General features: G+C 37.2%; 18 protein-coding genes, 2 riboswitches and 2 other annotated features (1 of these 22 cut by a window edge). Of the genes, 14 read left to right on the top strand and 4 right to left on the bottom strand.

Annotated elements, in window-relative coordinates; genetic code table 11:
* Nucleotides 1-203, top strand: a binding site (T-box leader) (it extends 19 nt beyond the left edge of the window).
* Between the two features lie 41 nt (nt 204-244).
* From argS to FA727_RS20620, 11 genes are all read left to right on the top strand, one after another.
* Nucleotides 245-1,927, top strand: a complete 1,683-nt coding sequence (argS, locus tag FA727_RS20670; protein ID WP_136833392.1) for an arginine--tRNA ligase — start codon at nt 245-247, stop codon at nt 1,925-1,927.
* A gap of 318 nt (nt 1,928-2,245) precedes the next feature.
* A complete protein-coding gene (locus FA727_RS20665; RefSeq protein WP_136833391.1) occupies nt 2,246-3,019 on the top strand; it encodes a TerC family protein in 774 nt (257 codons plus the stop codon).
* A 57-nt stretch (nt 3,020-3,076) separates the two neighbouring features.
* Nucleotides 3,077-3,333 (top strand) — a binding site (T-box leader).
* Nucleotides 3,334-3,397: 64 nt separating this feature from the next.
* The gene (locus FA727_RS20660) at nt 3,398-5,068 is read left to right on the top strand and encodes a glutamine--tRNA ligase/YqeY domain fusion protein (RefSeq protein WP_136833390.1); all 1,671 of its coding nucleotides are present in this window, start codon (nt 3,398-3,400) and stop codon (nt 5,066-5,068) included.
* A 147-nt stretch (nt 5,069-5,215) separates the two neighbouring features.
* Nucleotides 5,216-5,941 (top strand): class I SAM-dependent methyltransferase, encoded by a 726-nt coding sequence (locus FA727_RS20655; protein WP_136833389.1) that lies wholly within the window; start codon nt 5,216-5,218, stop codon nt 5,939-5,941.
* An 88-nt stretch (nt 5,942-6,029) separates the two neighbouring features.
* Nucleotides 6,030-6,656: a hypothetical protein gene (locus FA727_RS20650; RefSeq protein ID WP_136833388.1), complete on the top strand. Its 627-nt coding sequence runs from the start codon at nt 6,030-6,032 to the stop codon at nt 6,654-6,656.
* A gap of 201 nt (nt 6,657-6,857) precedes the next feature.
* A riboswitch (cyclic di-GMP riboswitch) is annotated at nt 6,858-6,942 on the top strand.
* Nucleotides 6,943-7,052: 110 nt separating this feature from the next.
* Nucleotides 7,053-8,006, top strand: a complete 954-nt coding sequence (locus FA727_RS20645) for a sensor domain-containing diguanylate cyclase (RefSeq protein ID WP_246041984.1) — start codon at nt 7,053-7,055, stop codon at nt 8,004-8,006.
* A gap of 252 nt (nt 8,007-8,258) precedes the next feature.
* The gene (locus FA727_RS20640; protein ID WP_136833387.1) at nt 8,259-8,708 is read left to right on the top strand and encodes a MerR family transcriptional regulator; all 450 of its coding nucleotides are present in this window, start codon (nt 8,259-8,261) and stop codon (nt 8,706-8,708) included.
* 68 nt (nt 8,709-8,776) lie between these two features.
* Nucleotides 8,777-10,075 carry a hemolysin family protein gene (locus tag FA727_RS20635; RefSeq protein ID WP_136833386.1) on the top strand — a complete coding sequence of 433 codons (1,299 nt, stop codon included), beginning with the start codon at nt 8,777-8,779 and terminating at the stop codon, nt 10,073-10,075.
* 200 nt (nt 10,076-10,275) lie between these two features.
* Nucleotides 10,276-11,055 carry an amino acid ABC transporter substrate-binding protein gene (locus tag FA727_RS20630; protein ID WP_136833385.1) on the top strand — a complete coding sequence of 260 codons (780 nt, stop codon included), beginning with the start codon at nt 10,276-10,278 and terminating at the stop codon, nt 11,053-11,055.
* 82 nt (nt 11,056-11,137) lie between these two features.
* Nucleotides 11,138-11,797, top strand: coding sequence for an amino acid ABC transporter permease (locus FA727_RS20625; RefSeq protein WP_136833384.1), 660 nt, complete (start codon nt 11,138-11,140; stop codon nt 11,795-11,797).
* Between the two features lie 14 nt (nt 11,798-11,811).
* Nucleotides 11,812-12,558, top strand: a complete 747-nt coding sequence (locus FA727_RS20620; RefSeq protein ID WP_136833383.1) for an amino acid ABC transporter ATP-binding protein — start codon at nt 11,812-11,814, stop codon at nt 12,556-12,558.
* A gap of 40 nt (nt 12,559-12,598) precedes the next feature.
* On the opposite strand, the gene FA727_RS20615 is transcribed toward FA727_RS20620, so the two are convergent.
* Nucleotides 12,599-13,465, bottom strand: coding sequence for a Cof-type HAD-IIB family hydrolase (locus FA727_RS20615; protein ID WP_136833382.1), 867 nt, complete (start codon nt 13,463-13,465; stop codon nt 12,599-12,601).
* 302 nt (nt 13,466-13,767) lie between these two features.
* On the opposite strand from FA727_RS20615, the gene FA727_RS20610 reads away from it, so the two are divergent.
* Entirely contained in the window at nt 13,768-14,238 is a 471-nt protein-coding gene (locus FA727_RS20610) for a CBO0543 family protein (protein WP_136833381.1), read from the top strand.
* An 85-nt stretch (nt 14,239-14,323) separates the two neighbouring features.
* Here the strand turns inward: FA727_RS20610 and FA727_RS20605 are convergent, their stop codons facing one another.
* Entirely contained in the window at nt 14,324-16,150 is a 1,827-nt protein-coding gene (locus FA727_RS20605) for an APC family permease (RefSeq protein ID WP_136833380.1), read from the bottom strand.
* Nucleotides 16,151-16,303: 153 nt separating this feature from the next.
* Nucleotides 16,304-16,450: riboswitch (cyclic di-AMP (ydaO/yuaA leader) on the bottom strand.
* A gap of 134 nt (nt 16,451-16,584) precedes the next feature.
* Between FA727_RS20605 and FA727_RS20600 the strand changes: the two genes are divergently transcribed.
* Nucleotides 16,585-16,698 (top strand): hypothetical protein, encoded by a 114-nt coding sequence (locus tag FA727_RS20600; protein WP_136833379.1) that lies wholly within the window; start codon nt 16,585-16,587, stop codon nt 16,696-16,698.
* Between the two features lie 164 nt (nt 16,699-16,862).
* On the opposite strand, the gene FA727_RS20595 is transcribed toward FA727_RS20600, so the two are convergent.
* Together FA727_RS20595 and FA727_RS20590 are read right to left on the bottom strand one after the other, a co-directional pair.
* Nucleotides 16,863-17,714: an alpha/beta fold hydrolase gene (locus tag FA727_RS20595; protein WP_136833378.1), complete on the bottom strand. Its 852-nt coding sequence runs from the start codon at nt 17,712-17,714 to the stop codon at nt 16,863-16,865.
* A gap of 158 nt (nt 17,715-17,872) precedes the next feature.
* Nucleotides 17,873-18,703, bottom strand: a complete 831-nt coding sequence (locus FA727_RS20590) for a TetR/AcrR family transcriptional regulator (protein WP_136833377.1) — start codon at nt 18,701-18,703, stop codon at nt 17,873-17,875.
* Nucleotides 18,704-18,801: 98 nt separating this feature from the next.
* Here FA727_RS20590 and FA727_RS20585 point away from each other — a divergent pair, with 98 nt between their 5' ends.
* Nucleotides 18,802-21,894 (top strand): efflux RND transporter permease subunit, encoded by a 3,093-nt coding sequence (locus tag FA727_RS20585; protein ID WP_136833376.1) that lies wholly within the window; start codon nt 18,802-18,804, stop codon nt 21,892-21,894.
* Nucleotides 21,895-21,993 lie beyond the last annotated feature (99 nt).

Below are 21,993 nucleotides of genomic sequence, written 5' to 3'. Positions count from 1 at the left end.
GAGTAGTTATTTGTGAAATTATAGCGAGTTAGGGAGGGTGTGAGCCTAACATGGAGCAAATAATGAAGCGCACTTTAGAGATTCTTTCCTGAAAATGAGTAGGGAAAGGCGAGGACGGCCTCGTTATCAAATTGAAGCGGTTTTTGTTTTGGACAAAAACAATTAGAGTGGTACCACGGGATAGCAGAACTCTCGTCTCTTTTTTTATAAAAGAGGCGGGAGTTTTTTTAATGGAGGGAAAACAATGAATTTCAAAAATGATTTTGTCGATGCTTTATTCCAATTTTTAGAAGGTCATCTTGAAAGAAATCAATTGCTGATGATGATTGAAAAACCGAGATTTCAAGATATGGGAGATATGGCGTTTCCGTGTTTTGAATTGGCGAAGCTTTATCGAAAGTCACCACAGAGCATTGCCCTTGAAATGGCTGAAAAAATTGAAGCGCCCATTTTTGAAAAAGTGGAGGCTGTCGGTGGTTATGTGAATGTCTTTTTAAATAAGAGAGAGGTTTCTCAAGGGGTGGTAAAAGAAGTTCTTTTACAAAAAGAAGAATACGGGACATTGGACTTGGGAAATGAACAGATTGTTACGATCGATTTTTCCTCTCCTAATATTGCCAAGCCTTTTTCGATGGGGCATTTACGCTCTACTGTGATCGGAAATTCGTTAGCTTTAATTGCTGAAAAGTATGGTTTCAGACCAGTTAGAATCAATCATTTAGGGGATTGGGGAACACAGTTCGGGAAATTAATCGTCGCTTATAAAATGTGGGGAAATGAAGAAACGGTAAAAGAAAATCCGATTAAAGAGCTGTTAAAATTGTATGTTCAATTTCATGAAGAAGCGGAACAAAATCCTGAGTTGAATGATAAAGGAAGAGAATGGTTCAAAAATTTAGAAGATGGTGACGTAGAGGCATTGAGTCTGTGGGAATGGTTCAAGGAAGAATCGTTACAAGAGTTTTCGAAGCTCTATCAAATGCTCGGGATAACCTTCGATTCCTTTAATGGCGAAGCTTTTTATAATGATAAGATGGATCGCGTTGTGGAAATTCTTGAAGAGAAGGATTTATTGGAAGAATCGAAGGGAGCTCAGGTGGTACAGTTACACGAAGACTTACCTCCGTGCCTCATTAAAAAAAGTGATGGAACGACGCTTTATGCTACACGCGATTTGGCTGCAGCCATTTATCGCCAAGAAACGTATCATTTTGCACAGTCGTTATATGTGGTTGGAAATGAACAGACTCTTCATTTTAAGCAATTATTTTCTGTGTTAGATAAAATGGGCTATTCGTGGTATGCAGGGATGGTTCATATCCCATTTGGAATGATTTTAAAAGATGGGAAGAAAATGTCGACTCGAAAAGGCAAAGTGGTTTTATTAGAGGAAGTGATTGATGAAGCCATTCAACTAGCCCTGAACGATATTTTAGAAAAGAACCCTAGATTAGCTGCAAAGGATGAAGTTGCCCATCAGGTTGGGACGGGTGCAGTCATTTTCCACGACTTGAAAAACTACCGATTAAATGACATCGAGTTTTCCTTAAAAGATATGCTGCGCTTTGAAGGAGAAACGGGCCCATATGTTCAATATACACATGCTCGTGCTGCTTCACTGTTAAGGAAGGGGGATTATCATGAAAGTGAAGGGGATTTGATGATTGATGATGAGGCTTGGCCTGTCATTACGGCTTTAATGTCTTTCCCTGATGTGATTAAGCGCGCATTTGAAGGATATGACCCTTCTCAAATTGCTAAGTTCCTCATTGAGCTTTCGAAAGCATTTAATAAATATTATGCCTCTGTCCGTATCTTGGACAATGAAGTTCAAAAACAGGCGAGATTAACACTCGTGTATTCAGTTAAAGTTGTGTTGAAAGAAGGGTTGCGGTTATTGGGAATGGCGGCACCTGAGGAGATGTAATTAGTTTTGGATAATAATGGATTGACTTTCAAAATCATCCATTCAGAGAGTGGATTTCTAAGAGGATAAGGTTGCCAAATAAATAAAAATTAATAATACTAAGAAATGGGTGGTAGATTCTGTCCTGTTTTTCAGTGGAGAAGAGACGTGAGCCAATCAGTTCTTTATTTTTGTAAAAAATGATATTAATTAATAAAGAGAATTCACAGTCTGAGTCGATTAATTCATATTGGTGAGGATACCTTTGGATACTTGGGAAAATCTATAATTAGCACCCTTTAGGAGCAAATTTATAAGTTTTTGAAAGGAGTGAACAAGATGGAGTCCATATGGCTTGAGTATGCTTGGGCGTTACTAATACTAATTGGGTTAGAAGGATTGCTATCAGCTGATAATGCCCTTGTGCTCGCAGTTATCGCCAAACATTTACCTGATAATGAAAAAAGTAAAGCGATCAATTACGGAATCATCATGGCCTTCGTTTTTCGATTTCTTGCCCTTTTTGGCATTTCCTTTATTGCGAATGTCTGGCAAATACAAGCGATAGGAGCGGCCTATCTGCTTTACTTAGGGTTAAAGCACGTGATTCAAGCACAATTTGGGAAAAAGAATGAGGATATTCATAAAGATGATGAAAAGGAAGCTGCAGGAAAAGGCTTCTGGCCAACAGTAGGAAAAATTGCACTGGCCGACCTGGCTTTTGCAATTGACTCAATTCTTGCGGCAGTGGCTCTTGCGCTAGGTCTTCCAGATTCCCCGTTAGGTAACTTCGGCGGCATGGATGGTGGTCAGTTTATAGTAGTTGTTCTTGGAGGAATTGCAGGCCTTATCCTAATCAAGTTTGCAGCAACATGGTTTGTTCAACTTTTGGCCAAACGGCCAGCATTGGAAACGACAGCTTATGCCATTGTTGCTTGGGTCGGTGTTAAGCTAGCAGTTATTACCCTTGCGCATGAGGATATTGGAATCTTAGATCATCATTTCCCGCACAGTACGCTTTGGACATTAATTTTCTATGGAGTGTTAGTTGCCATTGCTCTTATCGGGTGGTTTGCACCGAGTAAGAAGTCAACGGGAAAAGCACAATCTTAACAACACATCTTTACAAAAGATGAAGGCATTGATATTATTTATAAAAATCCAAAAATTGTAATTACGATGACGAGAAGAGTAGATGAAATGAATTCTTCAAAGAGAGCTCCAGTTGCTGAAAAGGAGTAAGAATGTTTTGTTGAAACAAGTCTCTGAGTATCACATTGGAACCGACTTTGGGGATAGTGTGACAGGAGCTCCTGTTATAGAGCTAGGGTATAAGTATTATTGAATAATACCGTACTTGAAGAGGTTAATATGGTGACATATTAACAAACTGGGGTGGCACCGCGATTTCAAATCTCGTCCCCAAGACTTATACAGAAGTCTTGGGGGTGGGATTTTTTTATTTTTATAAAAAAGTAAGGAGGAATAAAAATGGATGATATTAAGGAAAAAAGTAATACGATCGAGCGAATTATTGAAGAAGATATGGAGAATGGTGTATTCAATCGTGAAGTGTGTACAAGGTTTCCCCCAGAACCGAATGGCCATCTTCATATAGGAAGTGCCTATGCCATTAATATGAATTATATGGTTGCGCAAAAATTCAACGGACGTTTCAATCTTCGTTTTGATGATACCAATCCGTTAAAAGAAAATATTGAATATGTAAATTCCATTATTAAAGATATGAAGTGGCTTGGGTATGACCCTGGTGAGAGAATCTTTTATGGGTCAGATTATTCCGATGAAATCTTTGAGGCTGCCGTTAAGTTGATTAAAAAAGGTAAAGCGTATGTGTGCGAGTTATCTCCTGAGGACACGACCAAATATCGAGGGACTTTAACGGAGCCCGGTAAGAATAGTCCTTACCGAGATCGATCCATTGAGGAAAACATAGAATTGTTTTTAAAAATGAAGCAAGGTGAGTTTGCCGCTGGTTCCATGGTATTACGGGCAAAAATTGATATGGCCTCACCCAATATCAATTTAAGGGACCCGATCTTATATCGGATTATTCACGCAGAGCATTATCGAACGGGGAACGAATGGTGTATTTACCCGATATATGATTTTGCGCATCCGATTCAAGATGCATTGGAAGGAATTACACATTCCTTATGCTCAATCGAATTTAAAGACCACCGTCCATTGTATGAATGGGTACTGAGTGAATTAGAAATAAAGGAGCCACCGAAACAACGGGAGTTCGGTCGAGTGAACATTACTGGCGTTGTCACAAGTAAACGATATTTGCGGGAATTGGTGGAGGGTAAATTCGTAGACGGATGGGATGACCCAAGATTGCCTACACTAGGTGGACTCAGAAGAAAAGGTTTTACTCCGGAAAGTATCCGAACCTTTGTGAATGAAATGGGCTTTGTGCGGCATCAAAGTGTTGTCGATTTTAGGATGTTGGAGCAAGTATTACGCGATGAATTAAAAACGAAAGTTAATAGTGTAATGGCGGTGCTTAATCCTTTAAAGGTGACGATTACGAACTATGATGAACACCAAACGGAACTTTTACCAATTGAAAATAATAAGGAAAATTCGGATTTAGGCAGCAGGGAGGTACTGTTCTCGAAGGAAATTTATATCGAAAAAGAAGACTTTATGGAAGTGCCGGTAAAAGGGTTTAAAAGATTGTCATTGGATACAGAAGTTCGCTTAAAAGGGGCTTATATCATAAAGTGTCATGAAGTGGTTAAGGATGACTCGGGAGAAATCATTGAACTAAAGTGTACGTATGATCCGGAAACGAAGAGTGGAACTGGTTTTATAGGTAGAAAGGTCAAGGGGATTATTCATTGGGTCTCAGCTAAGAATAGTGAGACCGTTGAAGTAAATCTTTATGAACCTCTTTTTGAAAATGATGAGATTGTGAAAGACAAAAATAAAAGCTGGGATGAAAAAATAAACCCGTTATCCAAGATTACAATGAGAGATTGTAGAATAGAATCTAGTATCACAAATGCAAACACCGGAGATCGATTCCAATTCTTTCGACATGGATACTTTATTTTAGACAAAGCTGATGAAAAGCTAAGATTCAATAGAATTGTTTCCTTAAAGGATTCGTGGAAAGGAAAGTCGAATAATTAATTGTACGAAGTTAGGGGATTGCGGAGGCAATCCCTTTTCTGTTGTGTAAGTGGAAGGACTTTTTGCTTCTATAGAGAAGCTTATAGATAGATATGGAGAAAAAATCTTATGAGATATGGAAAAATGTACTCGTCGGAGGTTACCAGAGTGAATAGTTTAGAACACATAAGAAAAAAAGAGAAAGAGTACCATGATTTTTGTTATGAGAATTATAGGTTGTTTGAAAAGGGTTCGTGGTTATACAAACCTGTCCAAACAGTTATGAGTCTGCTCCTATTATTAGAAAATGAAATTTTGAGTGTATTGGACTTAGGTTCTGGAGTCGGTCGAAATAGTATTCCAATTGCGGAAGCGATCAAAAATAAAAATGGTAAAGTTCATTGTGTGGATATATTGGATTCGGCACTAGAAAAACTGGATCAATATCGCAAAGAATTTCACGTCGAAAATATTATCGAGTTATATAAATCGGATATAGGAGATTATCAGATTCAGAAAAATAAATATGATTTGATTGTGGCTGTATCTAGCTTGGAGCATGTATCTTCGGAAACAATTTTTGAAAGTGTAGTGGAACGAATGGCAGCTGGTACAAAAAGCGGCGGAATTAATTGCCTTATTGTTAATTCTGATGTACAAGAAACTGATATGGAAACGAATGAAAAACTAGCTGCTTTAATGGAAATAAATATCCCGACAAATGAAGTAATCGAGAAATTAAATAGGGTATATAGAGATTGGGATATACTAGAACAAGTGGTTAAACCACTAGAATATCAAATTACTAGAGATGCCAAAACTGTGTTACTAAGAACAAATGCGATCACGTATGTTGTTAGAAAAGTTATAACTGCTTCTACAGAAATTCTTTGAAGTAGAAAGGAAGAACCTATGGAATATTTCCCTAGTTGAAGTAGTAGATTTTTCTAGGGTGTATTTTATAAAGCGATCGGAGGATCTCATGATCACATTTTTCCTCGAGCATAAGATAGCATTTTTAATCGTCTCAGAGGTCATATTCTGGGTCTTTGTTGTGTTAGCACTTCTCTTTCGTTATTGGTTCCGTATGAAGAAAGCAAGCTTTTTGGCTTTTATTATCCTTATTCTAGAAGAATTAGCAGTCTTTTTCTTCGGCGTATTGGATTATATCTACGTTGGAACCTTTTCCTCATTTCAAGTCATCATTGTCATCTTTATTCTATACGGTATTATTTTTGGGAAAAGTGATTTTAAAAAATTGGACAGGTGGATTAAGAAAAAGGTTGCACACATAAAAGGGGAAACTCTACCGATAGACGAAGAAGATATAAGAGGGGATGCATACGGAAAGGAACATGCCAAACAAGAAAGAAGAAATTTTTATGGGCACTTTCTTACTTTTATCATGCTTCATATCATCTTTGCCATCCTTTTCGGTTATGTCCCTGAATCCTTCTTCAACATTCCGTTGCCGCAAGGGATAGAGGGAATTTCTAAAACAAGCAATCATAATCCAATTGCTAGTATCAGCAATATCTGGACGAAAATTTTAATCGTTGATTTCATTTGGTCGTTCTCCTATACTATTTTCCCGAAAAAAGAAAAGTAGGTAATAGAACCTATTTTGATGCACGAAGTCGAATTGCTCCTGCACTTCAATTCTCTTCGTGTTTTTCTCTTTACAGCAACAGATCTCAGGGAATAACCTCCTAGGAATATAGGTAAAAAGTTCTAGATTTTGCTTGTGTTCGTTATTTTTCTACTGTAAAATTTAAGTATAACAATTGGGGATTGTTTTAACTAAATATAGCACCGATAAAGGCAAATTCATCGAAAGGTGAAGACGCAAAACTATAGGGACTAAGATCGAAAGATTATGTCTGCCAGTTACCGAAATGTTCTTATAGAGAAAAAGGGACTAATCGGGATTCGGTTGGTCTATTTATTTTGAAGAAATTAATTTACAACTGGGACCGAAACTAATAGAAAAGTGGGAGAATCTATTATGGGGGTCATGTATTTTACTTTTGGATTATTTGTGGGAATCATTATTTGTCAGGTACGTATCAAGTTTGTTAAGAAAAAGTGGAAATCAAGCTTTAACGAGATAGAAACAATCCTCCAGTTACTAGAGGAGTCCACGGATGTTATCTATCACTTCGATATAAAGCCAGAAATGGGACATAGATATATAAGTCCTGCTTTGGATAAGTTTTTAGGAGAGGGAGTCATTAAAGAGGCTTTTGAAAATCCTTTTGTACCGTTTGAACTGATCCATCCTGAAGATTTTGATCATCTTACACAAAAATTAAATGGTACGCTCGATTATAGCAAACCAATCATCCAGCGATGGAAAGATAAAGAAGGCAATTATAGGTGGTTTGAGGAGTATACGACGCCAATTTATGAAAATGGTGAGCTTGTAGCGATTCAAGGGATTATGAGAAATATGGATGAAAAGATAAAATTACGGCAAGATTTGGAGTATCAGATCAATCATGATGCCTTAACAGACATTTATAATCGCGGTTACTTTGAAACAATTTTTTCTGATTTAGATGGACACATCGATACAACCGTTGGCATCGTATTGTGTGATTTGGATGAACTGAAGGTTATGAATGATCACTTCGGCCATAAATCGGGAGATGCTTTACTTAAAGAGACAGCAAAGGTCTTGAATCAATTTAGTGCCGAGGACACAATGGTTGCGAGAATCGGTGGAGATGAGTTTGCTTTACTTGCTGTGGAAAAAACAGAAAGAGAGATCGAGCAGCTTGTGCAGGATATTTCAATAGGAATACATAGGCACAATGAAAATCCTTTGAATATGAAGATCAAATTGTCCATTGGATATGCATTCACTTCAAATTCAATAGGGAAAATGACGGAGCTATTTTCTCAAGCGGATAAGAATATGTATAAGGATAAAACGAGTAGAAAGCAATTATTAGTATAATAGGATAGCAAAGAACACGAAGAGGATTTCTTCGTGTTCTTTGCTATCCTATAGACGTTGGATAAAATTAAATCCCTCTTGTATTGTCCCCAATGATATCATTTTCATATTCTTTAAGTGAGATATCAATTCTTTGAATCAATCCGTAAAAGGGATATGGTTATGCAATTGGAAAATACGAAGATGGTTCAAGTTTAATTTACTCGTACAAAAAATGAAACTATTTTTGAAGTATTACGTATAAGTTGATAGATGGATTATTCATCGCAAAACCATAACGTTATAGTTCGGGGTGACATTCTTGGGGCAGAAAAACTAAAGATTGGTGAATTAGCTGAAATAACACATGTTACAAAGAGAACGATCGATTATTATACCAACCTTGGTTTATTGAAAGCAGAACGTTCTTCTTCGAATTATCGATACTATGATTTTTCTTCCATCGAAAGGATCCGCTTAATTGAACAGCGGAAAGCGGAAGGGATGTCACTCGAGCAAATCAAACATGAGGTTATTGAAAGATTTGCGGAAGAAATTGATGTATTGGAATTAAGGTTAAAAATGAAAGGGCTTGAAAAGGAAGTTTCCGCGGTATTGGCCCAACTTGATAAGGCGGATCAAAATAGATTTGATGAAATAAAGAAAAAAATTTCACCTGAGAGCCTGTCTTTAATCCAGACATTGCTTTTGTTTCTCAGTTAAAAGGCATACTAAGAAAAATAAACGAAATCTATTAGGAGGTGTAAGCCCTACTTAGGTAAGGCTACTTTTTGACAACGATTAACTTAATTTTGATTGTACTATTAATAGCATTAACAGCCTTTTTCGTAGCGACAGAATTTGCGATTGTAAAAGTTCGTGTTTCAAGAATTGATCAACTTATTTCAGAAGGAAATAAAAGTGCCATAGCTGCTAAAAAAGTTGTTACACATTTAGATGAATACCTATCCGCGTGTCAGCTAGGGATAACGATTACGGCATTAGGATTAGGTTGGTTGGGGGAGCCTACTGTTGAAAAACTACTCCATCCTTTGTTTGATTATTTCCAATTAAATGAATCACTTACTCATATATTCTCTTTTGCGATTGCCTTTGCATTAGTCACATTTTTACATGTAGTGGTCGGGGAACTCGCTCCAAAAACGGCAGCGATTCAAAAAGCAGAAGAGGTTACACTTTTATTTGCAAAACCAATTATCGGGTTTTATAAAATCATGTATCCATTCATTTGGTTCTTAAATGGATCGGCGCGTGTACTAGTCGGGCTATTTGGCTTAAAACCTGCTTCAGAACATGAAGTCGCTCACTCAGAGGAGGAGCTCCGTATTTTATTGTCAGAGAGCTATAAGAGTGGGGAAATTAATAAAAACGAATTGAAATATATGAATAATATCTTTGAATTTGATGAAAGAATTGCGAAAGAAATCATGGTACCCCGAACAGAAATGGTCACCATTTCTGTTGATGATACCTTTGATGACATTTTGAACATCATTAAAACCGAAAATTATACTCGTTATCCAGTTGTAGATGGGGATAAGGATAATATTCGTGGTTTTATTAATATGAAAGAGTTTTTAACGGCACATTTGTATCTACATGTGGCTCAAGATGACTTCGATTTAAATAAGTTCATTAATCCCGTTATTCGTGTGATTGAAAATGTTCCGATTCATGATCTATTGGTGAAAATGCAAAAAGAACGTATTCACATGGCCATTCTCATGGATGAATACGGTGGAACTTCAGGCTTAGTGACGGTGGAAGATATTCTGGAAGAAATTGTTGGTGAAATTCGGGATGAGTTCGATGAGGATGAAGTCCCTGAGATTCGCAAATTGAAGGAGGAACATTATATTATCGACGCCAAATTACGAATTGAGGACGTCAACAATCTGTTAGGCACAGATATTTCGGAGGAAGAGATGGATACGATTGGTGGCTGGTTCTTAACTCAAGAATTTGATGCCACGGCTGGTACCGAAGTAGAATACGGCGGATACATCTTTAAGGTTCAAAAAAATGATGGACCACAAATTCATTATTTAGAGGTTCAAAAAAAATTATAAGAACAATGGGTAGGGCTGAAAAAGTCCTGCTCATTTTTTGTTTATAGGTGATCAACGAAAAATCCTTTAGCCTGCTAATATATTAAAATATTATTGTTGACAAATATTTTTCCGGTATGGTAAATTTATATACGTTAACTCATTAGTATATTAGCGAACTAAAGTATTTGAGAAAAATATAAATAAAGGGTGTTATAAAAATGAAAAAGAGATTTGTATTATATATGTTGGCTTCAATCGTTACGTTAACTCTTTTTACAGCGTGTTCAAATTCATCCGCAAAAGAAGATGAACAGACGATTGTAATTGGAATCGATGATAAATTTGCTCCAATGGGTTTTCGTGATGAAAACAATGAAATTGTTGGATTCGATATTGATTTAGCAAAGGCTGTCGTGGAGAAGATGGGTAAAACAGCCAAATTTCAGCCGATTGATTGGAAAACGAAAGAATCTGAATTAAGCAGTGGTCGTATTGACCTGATTTGGAATGGCTACACTATTACCGATGAACGCAAAGAAAAAGTGTTGTTTACAAAACCATATTTAAGCAACGCGCAAGTGGTTGTTACATTAGAAGATTCAAAGCTCGAGAAACTAGATGATTTAGATGGTAAAGTGGTCGGTTTACAAGCACTATCTTCTGCAGCAGATGCGTTGAATGCAAGTGAAATACGCTCTAAAGTCAAAGAGGTTACCGAGTTCTCTGATAATGTAACAGCATTAAATGATTTAAAAAGCGGTCGTTTAGATGCTGTCATTATTGATAAAATTGTTATTGATTATTATATGACAATACAAAATGATACGTTTAAAGTGCTTGAAGAGTCTCTTGCTCCTGAGGAATATGGAATTGGAGTCAAGAAAGGAAACGATGAATTACTTAACCAGGTGCAATCGGCACTTGATGAATTAATCGCAGACGGTACTGCTGGTGAAATTTCAAAAAACTGGTTTGATGAAGATCGATTATTGAAGTAAGCGAGCATTTAAGTAACAAATAGTTGTTAAAACAGGATTTCCGCTGGAAAGCCTGTTTTATTTTTCGGAGGGACAAGAAAAAATGTCATCAGAATATATCATTAGCCTGCTTAAGCCAATGCTTGAAGGGGCACAAACGACGATTCTTTTATTTATTATTGCGATAGTGTTGTCGATCCCATTAGGATTTCTCTTAACACTTGCTGTAAACAGCAAAGTAAAAGTTCTTTCCTATTTGTCGCATGGATATATCTATGTCATGCGTGGGACGCCGTTATTGCTTCAGTTATTATTTATTTGTTTTGGATTACCAATGATTCCTGGTGTGGGAGAGTATCTCGTACTCGATCGATTTGTTGCCGCAACTTTAGGATTTGTTTTAAATTATGCTGCCTATTTTGCAGAAATCTTTAGGGGTGGTCTTTTATCCATTGATAAGGGTCAATATGAAGCATCAAAAGTTCTTGGAATGACGAAGTGGCAGTCCCTAACAAGGATTATTATCCCACAAATGATCCGTATCGCCCTGCCAGCAGTGGCGAATGAATCGATTACATTAGTGAAGGATACTGCCTTGCTTTACGCAGTTGCAGTACCAGAATTATTGCACTTTGCCCAAACAGCCGTGAATCGTGATTTCACGATTATGCCATTTTTCATCGCGGCCATTATTTATTTGGTCATGACACTCGTGTTATCGTTGTTCTTTAAATATCTTGAACGTAAATTTAAGTTTGAATAATAAGGAGTATGGATATGCCAATTATCAGTGTTTCAAATCTGAAGAAATCATATGGTGAGCTCGATGTCCTTAAAGGGATTTCACTCGATATTAATAAAAACGATGTGGTGGCGATTATTGGTCCTTCTGGTTCGGGAAAAAGTACTCTTTTACGCAGCTTAATTCATCTTGAAGAAATTGATGGAGGATCGATCCAAATAAATGATGAATACCTTGTGGAACAAGGAAGCTATGCCAAGCCACAAGAAATTAGACAAATCACATCAAAAATGGGCATGGTATTTCAGCATTTTGATTTGTTTCCACATTTAACGGTCAGTGGTAATTTGGAAATTGCTCCTAAACTAGCGAAAAAAGAACCAATGGACAAAATTAAGGCACGCTCTGAGGAATTGCTAGAAAAGGTTGGTTTGACGAATTGGAAAAATGCCTATCCTGCTAATCTCTCTGGCGGTCAAAAGCAACGTGTAGCCATTGCGAGAGCACTCATGATGGAACCGGAAATTTTGTTGTTTGATGAACCTACTTCCGCTCTCGATCCAGAGTTAACGGGTGAAGTTCTGGAGGTAATGAAGAATCTCGCCAAGGAAAAGATGACGATGGTTGTCGTTACTCATGAAATGGGATTTGCTCTAGAGGTAGCTACGAAAGCAATTTTTATGGACAATGGGGAAGTTGTCGAGTCAGGAAACGCAAAAGCGCTATTTGAGTATCCTCAATTTGATCGAACTAAAGCCTTTTTGAAAAGAAGCCTAAAGTAAAAGAAAGAGATACCGTTTTAGAAGCGGTATCTCTTTCTTTTTACGATATATAGGAACCTTTTAAAACATATTGTTCAATGGCGTAGGCCACTCCGTTTTCATCATTCGTTAATGTTACAAGGTCAGTATGTTTCTTTATTTCTTCGTCGGCATTTCCCATCGCAATGGATAACCCAGCTGCATGAAACATCGGTAAATCATTTTTCTCATCCCCGATCACGATTGTATCTTCAATCGGGATATTAAAATGACGTGCCATTATTTTAAGCCCATTCCCTTTATTTCCATTGATATGCATGATCTCAAGATTAAAAGGTGAAGAAGAGGTCACACAAATTTCTTCTATGGATTCTAGGCTTGTTTGTAATCGTTGTCTCTGTTCTGGATCAAGTGTCAAGGTAAGAAACTTTTGAACAGCAGATTCCTCGTGAATGATGTCCTCGTAGTGATTAAAAAATCCTTGTCCGTAAACCTTCGGAGAGGCAGTGAACATTTTGTAATCCTTATGAGTGAAGTATTCATCTGGTACGCGTCCTGATTCTAATACTTGATCAAAGCGCTCAAACCAATCTTTATGCACAAAGGTACCCTTGTCTGTACCGATTTTAAATGGCATACATTCTTTTTCAAGTGTGGATGCGACTTGGAGACTTTGAGGTAAAGTTAAAGAGGTGCGCTCAAGTAATTTTCCCCCTGCAAACAGCTCTGTACCGTTATTGCCTCCGATCGGACAATCAAGATCGTGTTTTGCTAGTTGGTCATTAATCAAATTAAATGGACGTCCAGATAAAATCATGACGATATGACCTTCCTGCTGAGCTTTTTTAATCGCCTGAATGTTTTCTTCGCTCATTTCTTTTTTTGAATTTAAAGTGGTACCGTCCATATCAAGAGCAATCAGCTTCATTGCATTCTCTCCCTTATTTAGATTGAGTATCTGTAATTTAACAGACTCGAAGAAGTAATGGAGGGTTGAAAATTTATCTCGCTGAAATCATTATACCATTAAATGATTACCACGATTGAGCTAGGAGAAATCCTTTACATAATCATTACAAACCGTTACTAAACGTTTTAGTGCTGTTTTTTTTATCTGTTTAATTTAAATGGAAACAATTAACTTTGTAAAATAGGCAAATAACGGGAATTTATAAATTAATAGGAAAATTTAGTTTGGGTGGATTAAATCTTTTGGGAAGGGCGTTCATTATGGAGAAAAAATTGTTAAATTTACTTACCGTTGTTTGTCTGATTTCTGTTCCGTTTCTATTTAAAGGTTCTAAAATGAGAGAAAATCTCGTGATTTTCTTCTCGAAGGGAGTCATATCGACTCTCATCGATGCTTATGTTGTAGGGACTAAAAAAATTGCATATCCAGTACGCCCTTTACCAAGGATTTTTAAAACAAATATTATCTATGATTTATTATTTTTTCCCCTCTTAAGTGTTGTGTGGGTGAAAGCATCTTACAATAATTGTTTAGGAAAAATCCTATTAAAAAGCTTATTATTTAGTGTTCCGATGAGTATCGGTCAATGGTTTCTAGAAAGAAATTCTGGATTGTTTAAGTGGAAAGAATGGACAATCTTCCACACGTTTGCAAGTGTGAATTTTACTTTGTTTCTGATTAGAGGAATGATTGGCTTGTTAAAGAAATTTGATAAATTAAAGAATGCCTGAATAGATCGCATGGGGAAGTGTATTCCAGTAGTACATGTTTTCTTCATACAAGAAAACTCCTCAAAATATTTTGAGGAGTAAATTGTCATTTTTTCAAATGAAATGGTACCGTTGTAATCATAACATCTCTTCGGTAGAGCAAGAACGCACGAATGAGTAAGCTTGATTGGTTATGCAGGATGTTCTGCCAGCCCTTCTTCGGTAGAAATTGCGGAATAACCACGGTTACTCCATAATTTGCTTCACTTGCCTTGTGTTGAACAATATCAACAAATTTCGTAAGTGGCTGGATAATACTTCGGTATTGTGAATGCAAAGTCACAAGACGAATGTCAGGCTGCCACTTATTCCACTTTTCCTCGAACTTTTTCTCTTCATCTCTTTCAAAAGAAATGTATACCGCAATAATCTGATTTGCATTAAGAGATTTTGCGTAGTTTAAGGAATTCTCGACCACTCGAGTAATGCCTGCAACTGGGACTATGATGACATTCCCTTCGATTGGTACAGCATGGTTATCCTCTGTAATTCGAAGTTGGTCCCCTACTGCTTCATAATGATTTTTAATACGTTGAAAAACGAACATAATCACTGGTACGAAAATTAACACGGACCAAACTTGTGTAAACTTAGTAATAAAGAACATCAAGGTAACTACTAGACAAATAATAGCTCCCAATGCATTAATAATTAGCTTTCCAACCCAGCCTTTAGGTTTCTCGCGGACCCATTTTACGACCATTCCAGTTTGGGACAAAGTAAACGGAATGAATACCCCGACTGCATAAAGTGGAATAAGATGCTCGGTTTGCCCTTTAAAAATGATAATCAGGAAAATGGAGCTAATCGCAAGAAAGATAATTCCGTTGGAGTATCCAAGTCGGTCTCCACGAATGGTAAACATTCTTGGGATAAACTTATCTTTTGCCAAGTTTACGGCCAACAATGGGAACGCCGTATAGCCTGTGTTCGCAGCCAAAATTAAGATTAATGCCGTTGTACCTTGAATGAAGAAATACATAAAATTTCGGCCAAACGTTTCTTCGGCGATTTGTGATACTACGGTTACTTCTACACTTGGCACAACACCGTAATAATAAGATAGAAAGACAATACCTGATAATAATATGGCTAGTAATCCACCCATAAATGTAAGAGTCTTTGCAGCATTTTTTGGAGCTGGATCTTTAAAGTTTGGAATCGCATTAGAAATTGCCTCAACCCCGGTTAAGGCTGAGCTTCCTGATGCGAATGCTTTTAATAGTAAAAATAAACTAATGCCTGCAACTGGAGTTCCGATTGGTGTATGCAATTCTGGAGGAACAGTACCAGTGGCGATATTCCACAAGCCAACACCAATCAAAATAAAGAGTGCTAACACGAATAAATAAACAGGATATGCTAAAATAGAAGCAGATTCTGTTACGCCTCTTAAGTTCAAGATTGTAAGGAAGATAACAAAAATGATCGCAATCATGACATTGTGAGAATGTAGTGCCGGGAATGCGGAAGTGATTGCATCCGTTCCTGCTGATACGCTAACGGCCACTGTTAATATATAATCAACGAGTAAAGACCCTCCTGCAATGAGCCCTGAATTCACACCTAGGTTATTCTTTGACACCACATAGGCTCCACCACCATGCGGATACGCAAAAATAATTTGTCGATAAGATAGAATAAGTGCTGTTAATAGTATTAATACTCCGATTGCAATTGGAATGGAGTACCAAAAAGCTGCCGCACTTATTGTAATGAGAACAATCAATATTTGTTCAGGACCATAAGCAACAGAAGATAAAGCATCGGAAGAAAGAATGGCTAAAGCTTTCGTTTTGTTAAGCTTTTGTTCTCCGAGTTCTGTTGACTTTAATGGTCTTCCTATTAATAGTCTCTTCAATGGAAACATCATGACTTACTACACCACCAAAATTTTTATAAACTTAATTTACCCCGAAAAAGATGTCCTAAAGCGTAGAAACATTTTTTGGTCAAATAAAAAATGTCTACAAGTCATCACGAAATAGACTTGTAGACATTATAATTTTTGTCTCACAAGTTCCACCTTCCTTCTCATATAACGCTTACGAGGTTAGCTGTCGGATTCGGACCATTGAGTAGCCCTACCTTTAAAAGGATTCACCCCTTGGATTTACTATGAAATCCACAAAAATGGTTCCCCCGTACCTTTCGGTTTCAGCGATTTAGAAATTTGAAACTGTGATAATAATACTCCTGTGATTTTAAAAAGTAAATAAAAATTTTCATCAAGATTAAAACTTTACAAAAAGGAGATGTTAGTAAAAAATCCTTTGCGATTTTGTCTACATATAAGGAGGATTCGACATGTTGAAAGACAATGAACCATTGCTATCTGATGAATTTTTAGATGAATTGGAAAAAGAGATTAATCAACTATATGGCTGGAATACGGTGGAACCGTCAGAGGAGAAAGAATAGTCCTCTGGTATCTTAATGCTTGATCCCTCAAAGTATTCTGCCAAAATTTGATATTATGAGAGAGTCGAATATTCAAGTACGATTTCTATTGTCTGTTTTTGTTTTTTGATGTAAAAAAAAATCGGGTGCCCTTTTGGATAACCTGATTTTAATTGTTGTGATTGTTATTTTAGGAACTGAATCATTTCTTTATGCCATTCGTCAAAACCTTTTCCAAGCCAAATTAAATGTCCCCAACTATCAAGAATGGAAAGCTTGGAATTAGGAATATGTTTATGAGCATGATAGGCGTGTTCAATCAGGACGGCATTATCATGTTCGCTGTGAATGATTAGAGTAGGACATTTAATTGCTTGTAAATCAGAAACAGAAATCGAGCTTGTTTGGGAAAGGTCGATGAGGAAGCCACTACCAGACCGTTGACGGTTATTCATTTTACGAAAAGTGTCATAATCATCATCGCTTAATTGTGTTAGAATTTGAGAAATACTTAGCCTACTAAAGGACGGTGCCATTTGTTTGAAAATAAATCTAGGGAATAAGTTACTCATCAGACCAACTAGCCTCCAGGTGTATTTTTCTACCGATGGCCTGAACATAATTTGCGCTGCTTTATACGTGTTGTCTGCAGAAGTAAGCCATTCTTTTGATACTGCTGATTGTAGAATAAGACTTTTAACACGCTCAGGATAATGTGAGGCAAAATAGATACCACTTGGACCCCCAGCTGATATGGCGATCACATCCACTTTTTCAATACTAAGATAGTCCAATAATTTTACATAAGCTTTACATGCTAGATTTAAATTTCCCCCGATAATAGGAGAGGTATCTCCGTATCCCGCCCTGGAAGGAGTAATGACCGAAAACCCCTCTGCAATTAGTTTTTCGTATCCAAACTCCTCGTTACAATTCGAATGCCCACCATGAAAAACAAGAATAGGAATTCCATTCCCAACGACTGAATATTCAAGTTTCACTCCATCATCAATGTGAATATGTTTAGCTTCAACCATAAATTTTTCCTTTCGCTCACAGGCAATATTATTTAGAATAGCTAGGACTTTTTCTAAGTCTTAAGACCGATCTAAAAATAAAGCTTAGGTTCGTTATGAGAATGCTGCAATCTAGGTAAGATGAGATCGGCAAGGACAAAATGGAAAGATACGGCTCTTTATAATTCAAAATAATTTCGAAGCAAATAGGAAATCCACTTACAGTGGGGATGATTTCGGATGTTTTCTAATAGTCCTTTTACGATTGCTGAACTGAAAGAAGGTTCAAGGAGCTGTTGTTTGAGTAAGCTCAACGATTCTTTTTCGATTGACTCATCAAATTCGTTTAGTTTTTGATCGAGTAATTCGATTAGATGCTCTTTTGAAACTTTTTCGTCTGTCGGCCGTAATAACAGTGTCGAAATTTCTGTAGAAACAAATGGAATGGTTACATGCTGAGCCAAAATATTGGCCTTTTCCACCAAAGATCGAACGAGCAAGTCAACATCTACTGGTAGGTTATTGAAAAGGATTAATCCGGAATAATTGTTTACTAATCCTTTGATACTATAAACTAAATCATACTTGGTATGTTCAACCGCATCGCTATATAAGTGTTCGATCATTGTTAAAATTGTTTTGTCCAACATATGATCATAATTGCGCATTCTAAGAAGAAACGCTTCACTTAAGGATTGGGCTTGTTCCTTAATAAGTACCTTGGCAAAGTTGGAATGTTCATGGAAATTGCGATAAGTGGCATAGAAAAATTCCGACAGTAGCTCTTCTTTTTTACTATTTTTGACCACGTAGTCAACATCAGAAATGAACTGTTTCATAAAATAGTCAATTAACTCTATAATTAATTCTTCTTTTGATTTGAAGGAAAGATAAAAAGCTCCTTTTGAGATTCCGCAATAATCGGTTATTTGCTGGACGGAGGTTGCCTCAAAACCTTGATTTGCAAAGAGTTCTAATGCTTTTTCCATAATTAATAATTTCTTTACCATATCTTCATATCGCTCCTAAGTAATTCATTGACAAATGACCAGTTAGTCATTATTATAAGAAAATGAGTTTGTAAAGTCAATTAAGGGTAGGTGTAACAGTGAAAGGGTTAGTTAATTTTGTTGTAAGAAATAAATTAGCAGTATGGCTTCTAACGATCATAATTACAGTTTCAGGGATATATTCCGGAACTAGAATGAAAATGGAAACTATGCCAGATATTTCGATCCCATACTTAATGGTTATGGGTGTATATCCAGGAGCCACTCCTGAAAAAGTTATGGAAGAAATATCGATGCCAATTGAAAAAGCAGTCGAAAATCTAGAAGATGTAAAAGCCGTTTACTCCAATTCTTATTCCAATATGGCCAATATTCAAGTTGAATATGAATATGGCATTGATATGGATGAGGCGAAACGTGCATTAGAATCAGCGTTAGATACAGTAACGATGCCAGAAGGGGCACAAGAGCCTACTATTACGGCGCTTAGTATGAATATGATGCCAGTTGTGGCACTTAGTGTAAGTAGTGAAACAGAGGATATTGTTGAATTAACTTCAACTGTAGAAGATGTTTTACTTCCAAAAATTGAAAAAATCGATGGCGTTGCTTCGGCAACGATTACTGGTCAGCATATCGAAGAAGTCGAGCTTACTTATGATGAGGCTAAAATGAAGGAGCTTGGCTTAACTGAAGATAAAGTAAAAGAAATGATACAGGCGAGTGACCTTGCTGTTTCATTAGGTCTTTATGAGTTTGAAGAAGGAGAACAAGCGGTCTCTGTTGATGGTAAATTCATGACAGCTGATGAGTTAAAGGGAATGCTCATTCCGGTCACACCTTCCCAAGCGCAGCCATCTCCATTCGTAAAATTAGGAGACATTGCAAAAATTGAAGTAGTTGGTCGTGAACAATCCGTTTCACGTACGAATGGTGAAAATGCGATTGCGATCCAAATTGTTAAAGGGCAACAAGCTAACACAGTTGACGTTGTAGATGCTGTGAAGGATTTAATGGAAGATGAGCAAGAAAGAATCGATGGTCTTGTTGTTGATGTTTCACTAGACCAAGGTGAACCAATTAAACAATCGGTTACAACGATGGTTGAAAAAGCCGTATTCGGTGGTTTAATCGCGGTTCTAATCATCCTTCTCTTCCTACGTGATTTTAAATCAACGATTATTTCAATCGTGTCGATTCCAGTTTCAATCTTTATGGCATTAATGATTCTAAACTGGTTAGATATTACGCTTAATATTATGACCCTTGGTGCAATTACAGTTGCCATTGGTCGTGTAATCGATGACTCGATTGTCGTCGTGGAAAACATTTATCGCCGTCTCCACTTAAAAGGAGAAAAATTCACAGGTCGTGGCTTGATTCGTGAAGCAACGATTGAAATGTTCAAACCAATTTTATCGTCAACATTAGTAACAGTTGCCGTATTCGCACCACTTATTTTTGTAGGCGGAATGGTTGGAGAACTATTCATGCCGTTTGCTTTAACGATGACATTTGCACTCGGAGCTTCACTATTAGTAGCGATTACGATTGTACCAGCACTTTCTCACTTCTTATTTAGAAAGAAGTTATATGGTGAAAAAGCGGAAAGCAATCATAAAGAGGTAGGAAAATTAGCGAATTGGTACAAAGGCGTTCTTGCAAAGGCCCTTAACCATAAAATCATTACTTCTATAATCGCTATCGTATTATTAGCGGGAAGCTTGGCATTAACACCACTAATCGGCTTTAGCTTCATGGGTAGTGAAGAAGAGAAGGTAATGTATTTAACGTACACACCAGAAGCTGGTGAGCTAATGGAGGATACATTAGCGAATGTTGAAAAAGTAGAAGAGAAAATGCTTGATCGTAAAGATATTGACATTGTTCAGGTATCTATAACCGATAATGATAGTGCTGATCCGATGACAGCCATGATGGGTGGAGGAGCCGGCGGTGCGTTAATGTACCTTATCTTTGACCCAGACATGGAGAACTTCTCAGAGGTTCGTGATGAAATTGAAGAGTATGTCTTCAATATCGGACAAAGCGGAGAATGGAAGAGCCAGAACTTCACCTCAATGTCGATGGCGACTAATGAGGTAAGCTATACGTTCTACAGTGAAGATTTAGACAAACTAAATGACGCTGTAAAACAAGTTGAAGATGTCATGAAGAAAAATGATGGCTTAGAGGATGTTTCTTCAAGTGCAGAAGAAGCATACGTAGAGTACACCTTCAAAGTGGATCAAGATGAATTGTTACAATATGGTTTAACAGCAGGTCAAATTGTCATGATGTTAAATCCAATGAAAACAGAAGATATTTTAACAACAGTTGAAAAAGATGGTGATGAATTAGAAGTCATTGTTCAAAAAGAGCAAACAGAGCAGCCGAAGTCCATTGATGATATTTTAGCTACTCAAGTACCAACAGCTCTTGGGACTACAATGCCTCTTTCCGAGCTGGTAACTGTTGAAGAAGGTACAACGTTGAATACACTAGCTCGTAGTAAAGGGGAATACTATGCTACGGTGTCTGGTACGATTTTGGATAAAGATATTTCTAAAACTTCAGCAGAAGTTGAAAAAGATATCGATAAGTTAGATTTACCAAAAGGTGTAACTGTCGGTGTTGCTGGGGTTCAAGCAGATATGACAGAGACATTTACACAACTAGGTGTAGCGATGGCTGCAGCAATCGCTATCGTGTACTTCATTCTTGTTGTGACATTTGGTGAAGGTTTAGCGCCATTTGCGATCCTGTTCTCATTACCGTTTGCGGTAATTGGTTCGTTTGCTGGCTTATACCTGGCTGGAGAAACGATTTCCGTATCAGTTATGATGGGTCTCTTGATGTTAATCGGTATCGTTGTTACGAATGCGATTGTTTTAGTAGACCGCATTATCCATATGGAACGCGATGGAATGAGTATGCGTGAAGCCATCCTTGAAGCAGGAGCAACACGTCTTCGTCCAATCTTAATGACAGCAATTGCAACAATTGGTGCATTAATTCCATTAGCTATGGGAGCTGGTGGAGGCGGTGGTTTAATCTCGAAGGGTCTAGCTATTACCGTTATCGGTGGTTTAACAAGTTCTACGTTATTAACGTTAATTGTTGTGCCAATCGTATACGAAATACTGTCTAAGATGTTCAAGAAAAACCGTAAGGAAATTGAAGAAGATTAATTTATAGGTTTGGTTTCGGCCGGAGGGATACTAATTGTATTCCTCCGGTTTTTTGTTGTTTTGGGGGGGGATGCACGCCAAGATATGTGTAGAAGGGGA

It is taken from the genome of Robertmurraya kyonggiensis (assembly GCF_005116465.1).
Classification (GTDB): Bacteria; Bacillota; Bacilli; order Bacillales; family Cytobacillaceae; genus Robertmurraya; species Robertmurraya kyonggiensis.
The sequence above is the reverse complement of the archived record's forward strand: the minus strand, read 5'-3'. Positions and strand labels throughout refer to the sequence as shown.

Bases quoted from the DNA above. Each gene is read 5' to 3' on its own strand.
- argS (WP_136833392.1), top strand. From the start codon at position 245: ATGAATTTCAAAAATGATTTTGTCGATGCTTTATTCCAATTTTTAGAA.
- FA727_RS20665 (WP_136833391.1), top strand. From the start codon at position 2,246: ATGGAGTCCATATGGCTTGAGTATGCTTGGGCGTTACTAATACTAATT.
- FA727_RS20660 (WP_136833390.1), top strand. From the start codon at position 3,398: ATGGATGATATTAAGGAAAAAAGTAATACGATCGAGCGAATTATTGAA.
- FA727_RS20650 (WP_136833388.1), top strand. From the start codon at position 6,030: ATGATCACATTTTTCCTCGAGCATAAGATAGCATTTTTAATCGTCTCA.
- FA727_RS20645 (WP_246041984.1), top strand. From the start codon at position 7,053: ATGGGGGTCATGTATTTTACTTTTGGATTATTTGTGGGAATCATTATT.
- FA727_RS20640 (WP_136833387.1), top strand. From the start codon at position 8,259: ATGGATTATTCATCGCAAAACCATAACGTTATAGTTCGGGGTGACATT.
- FA727_RS20630 (WP_136833385.1), top strand. From the start codon at position 10,276: ATGAAAAAGAGATTTGTATTATATATGTTGGCTTCAATCGTTACGTTA.
- FA727_RS20625 (WP_136833384.1), top strand. From the start codon at position 11,138: ATGTCATCAGAATATATCATTAGCCTGCTTAAGCCAATGCTTGAAGGG.
- FA727_RS20620 (WP_136833383.1), top strand. From the start codon at position 11,812: ATGCCAATTATCAGTGTTTCAAATCTGAAGAAATCATATGGTGAGCTC.
- FA727_RS20615 (WP_136833382.1), bottom strand. From the start codon at position 13,465: ATGAAGCTGATTGCTCTTGATATGGACGGTACCACTTTAAATTCAAAA.
- FA727_RS20610 (WP_136833381.1), top strand. From the start codon at position 13,768: ATGGAGAAAAAATTGTTAAATTTACTTACCGTTGTTTGTCTGATTTCT.
- FA727_RS20605 (WP_136833380.1), bottom strand. From the start codon at position 16,150: ATGATGTTTCCATTGAAGAGACTATTAATAGGAAGACCATTAAAGTCA.
- FA727_RS20600 (WP_136833379.1), top strand. From the start codon at position 16,585: ATGTTGAAAGACAATGAACCATTGCTATCTGATGAATTTTTAGATGAA.
- FA727_RS20595 (WP_136833378.1), bottom strand. From the start codon at position 17,714: ATGGTTGAAGCTAAACATATTCACATTGATGATGGAGTGAAACTTGAA.
- FA727_RS20590 (WP_136833377.1), bottom strand. From the start codon at position 18,703: ATGGTAAAGAAATTATTAATTATGGAAAAAGCATTAGAACTCTTTGCA.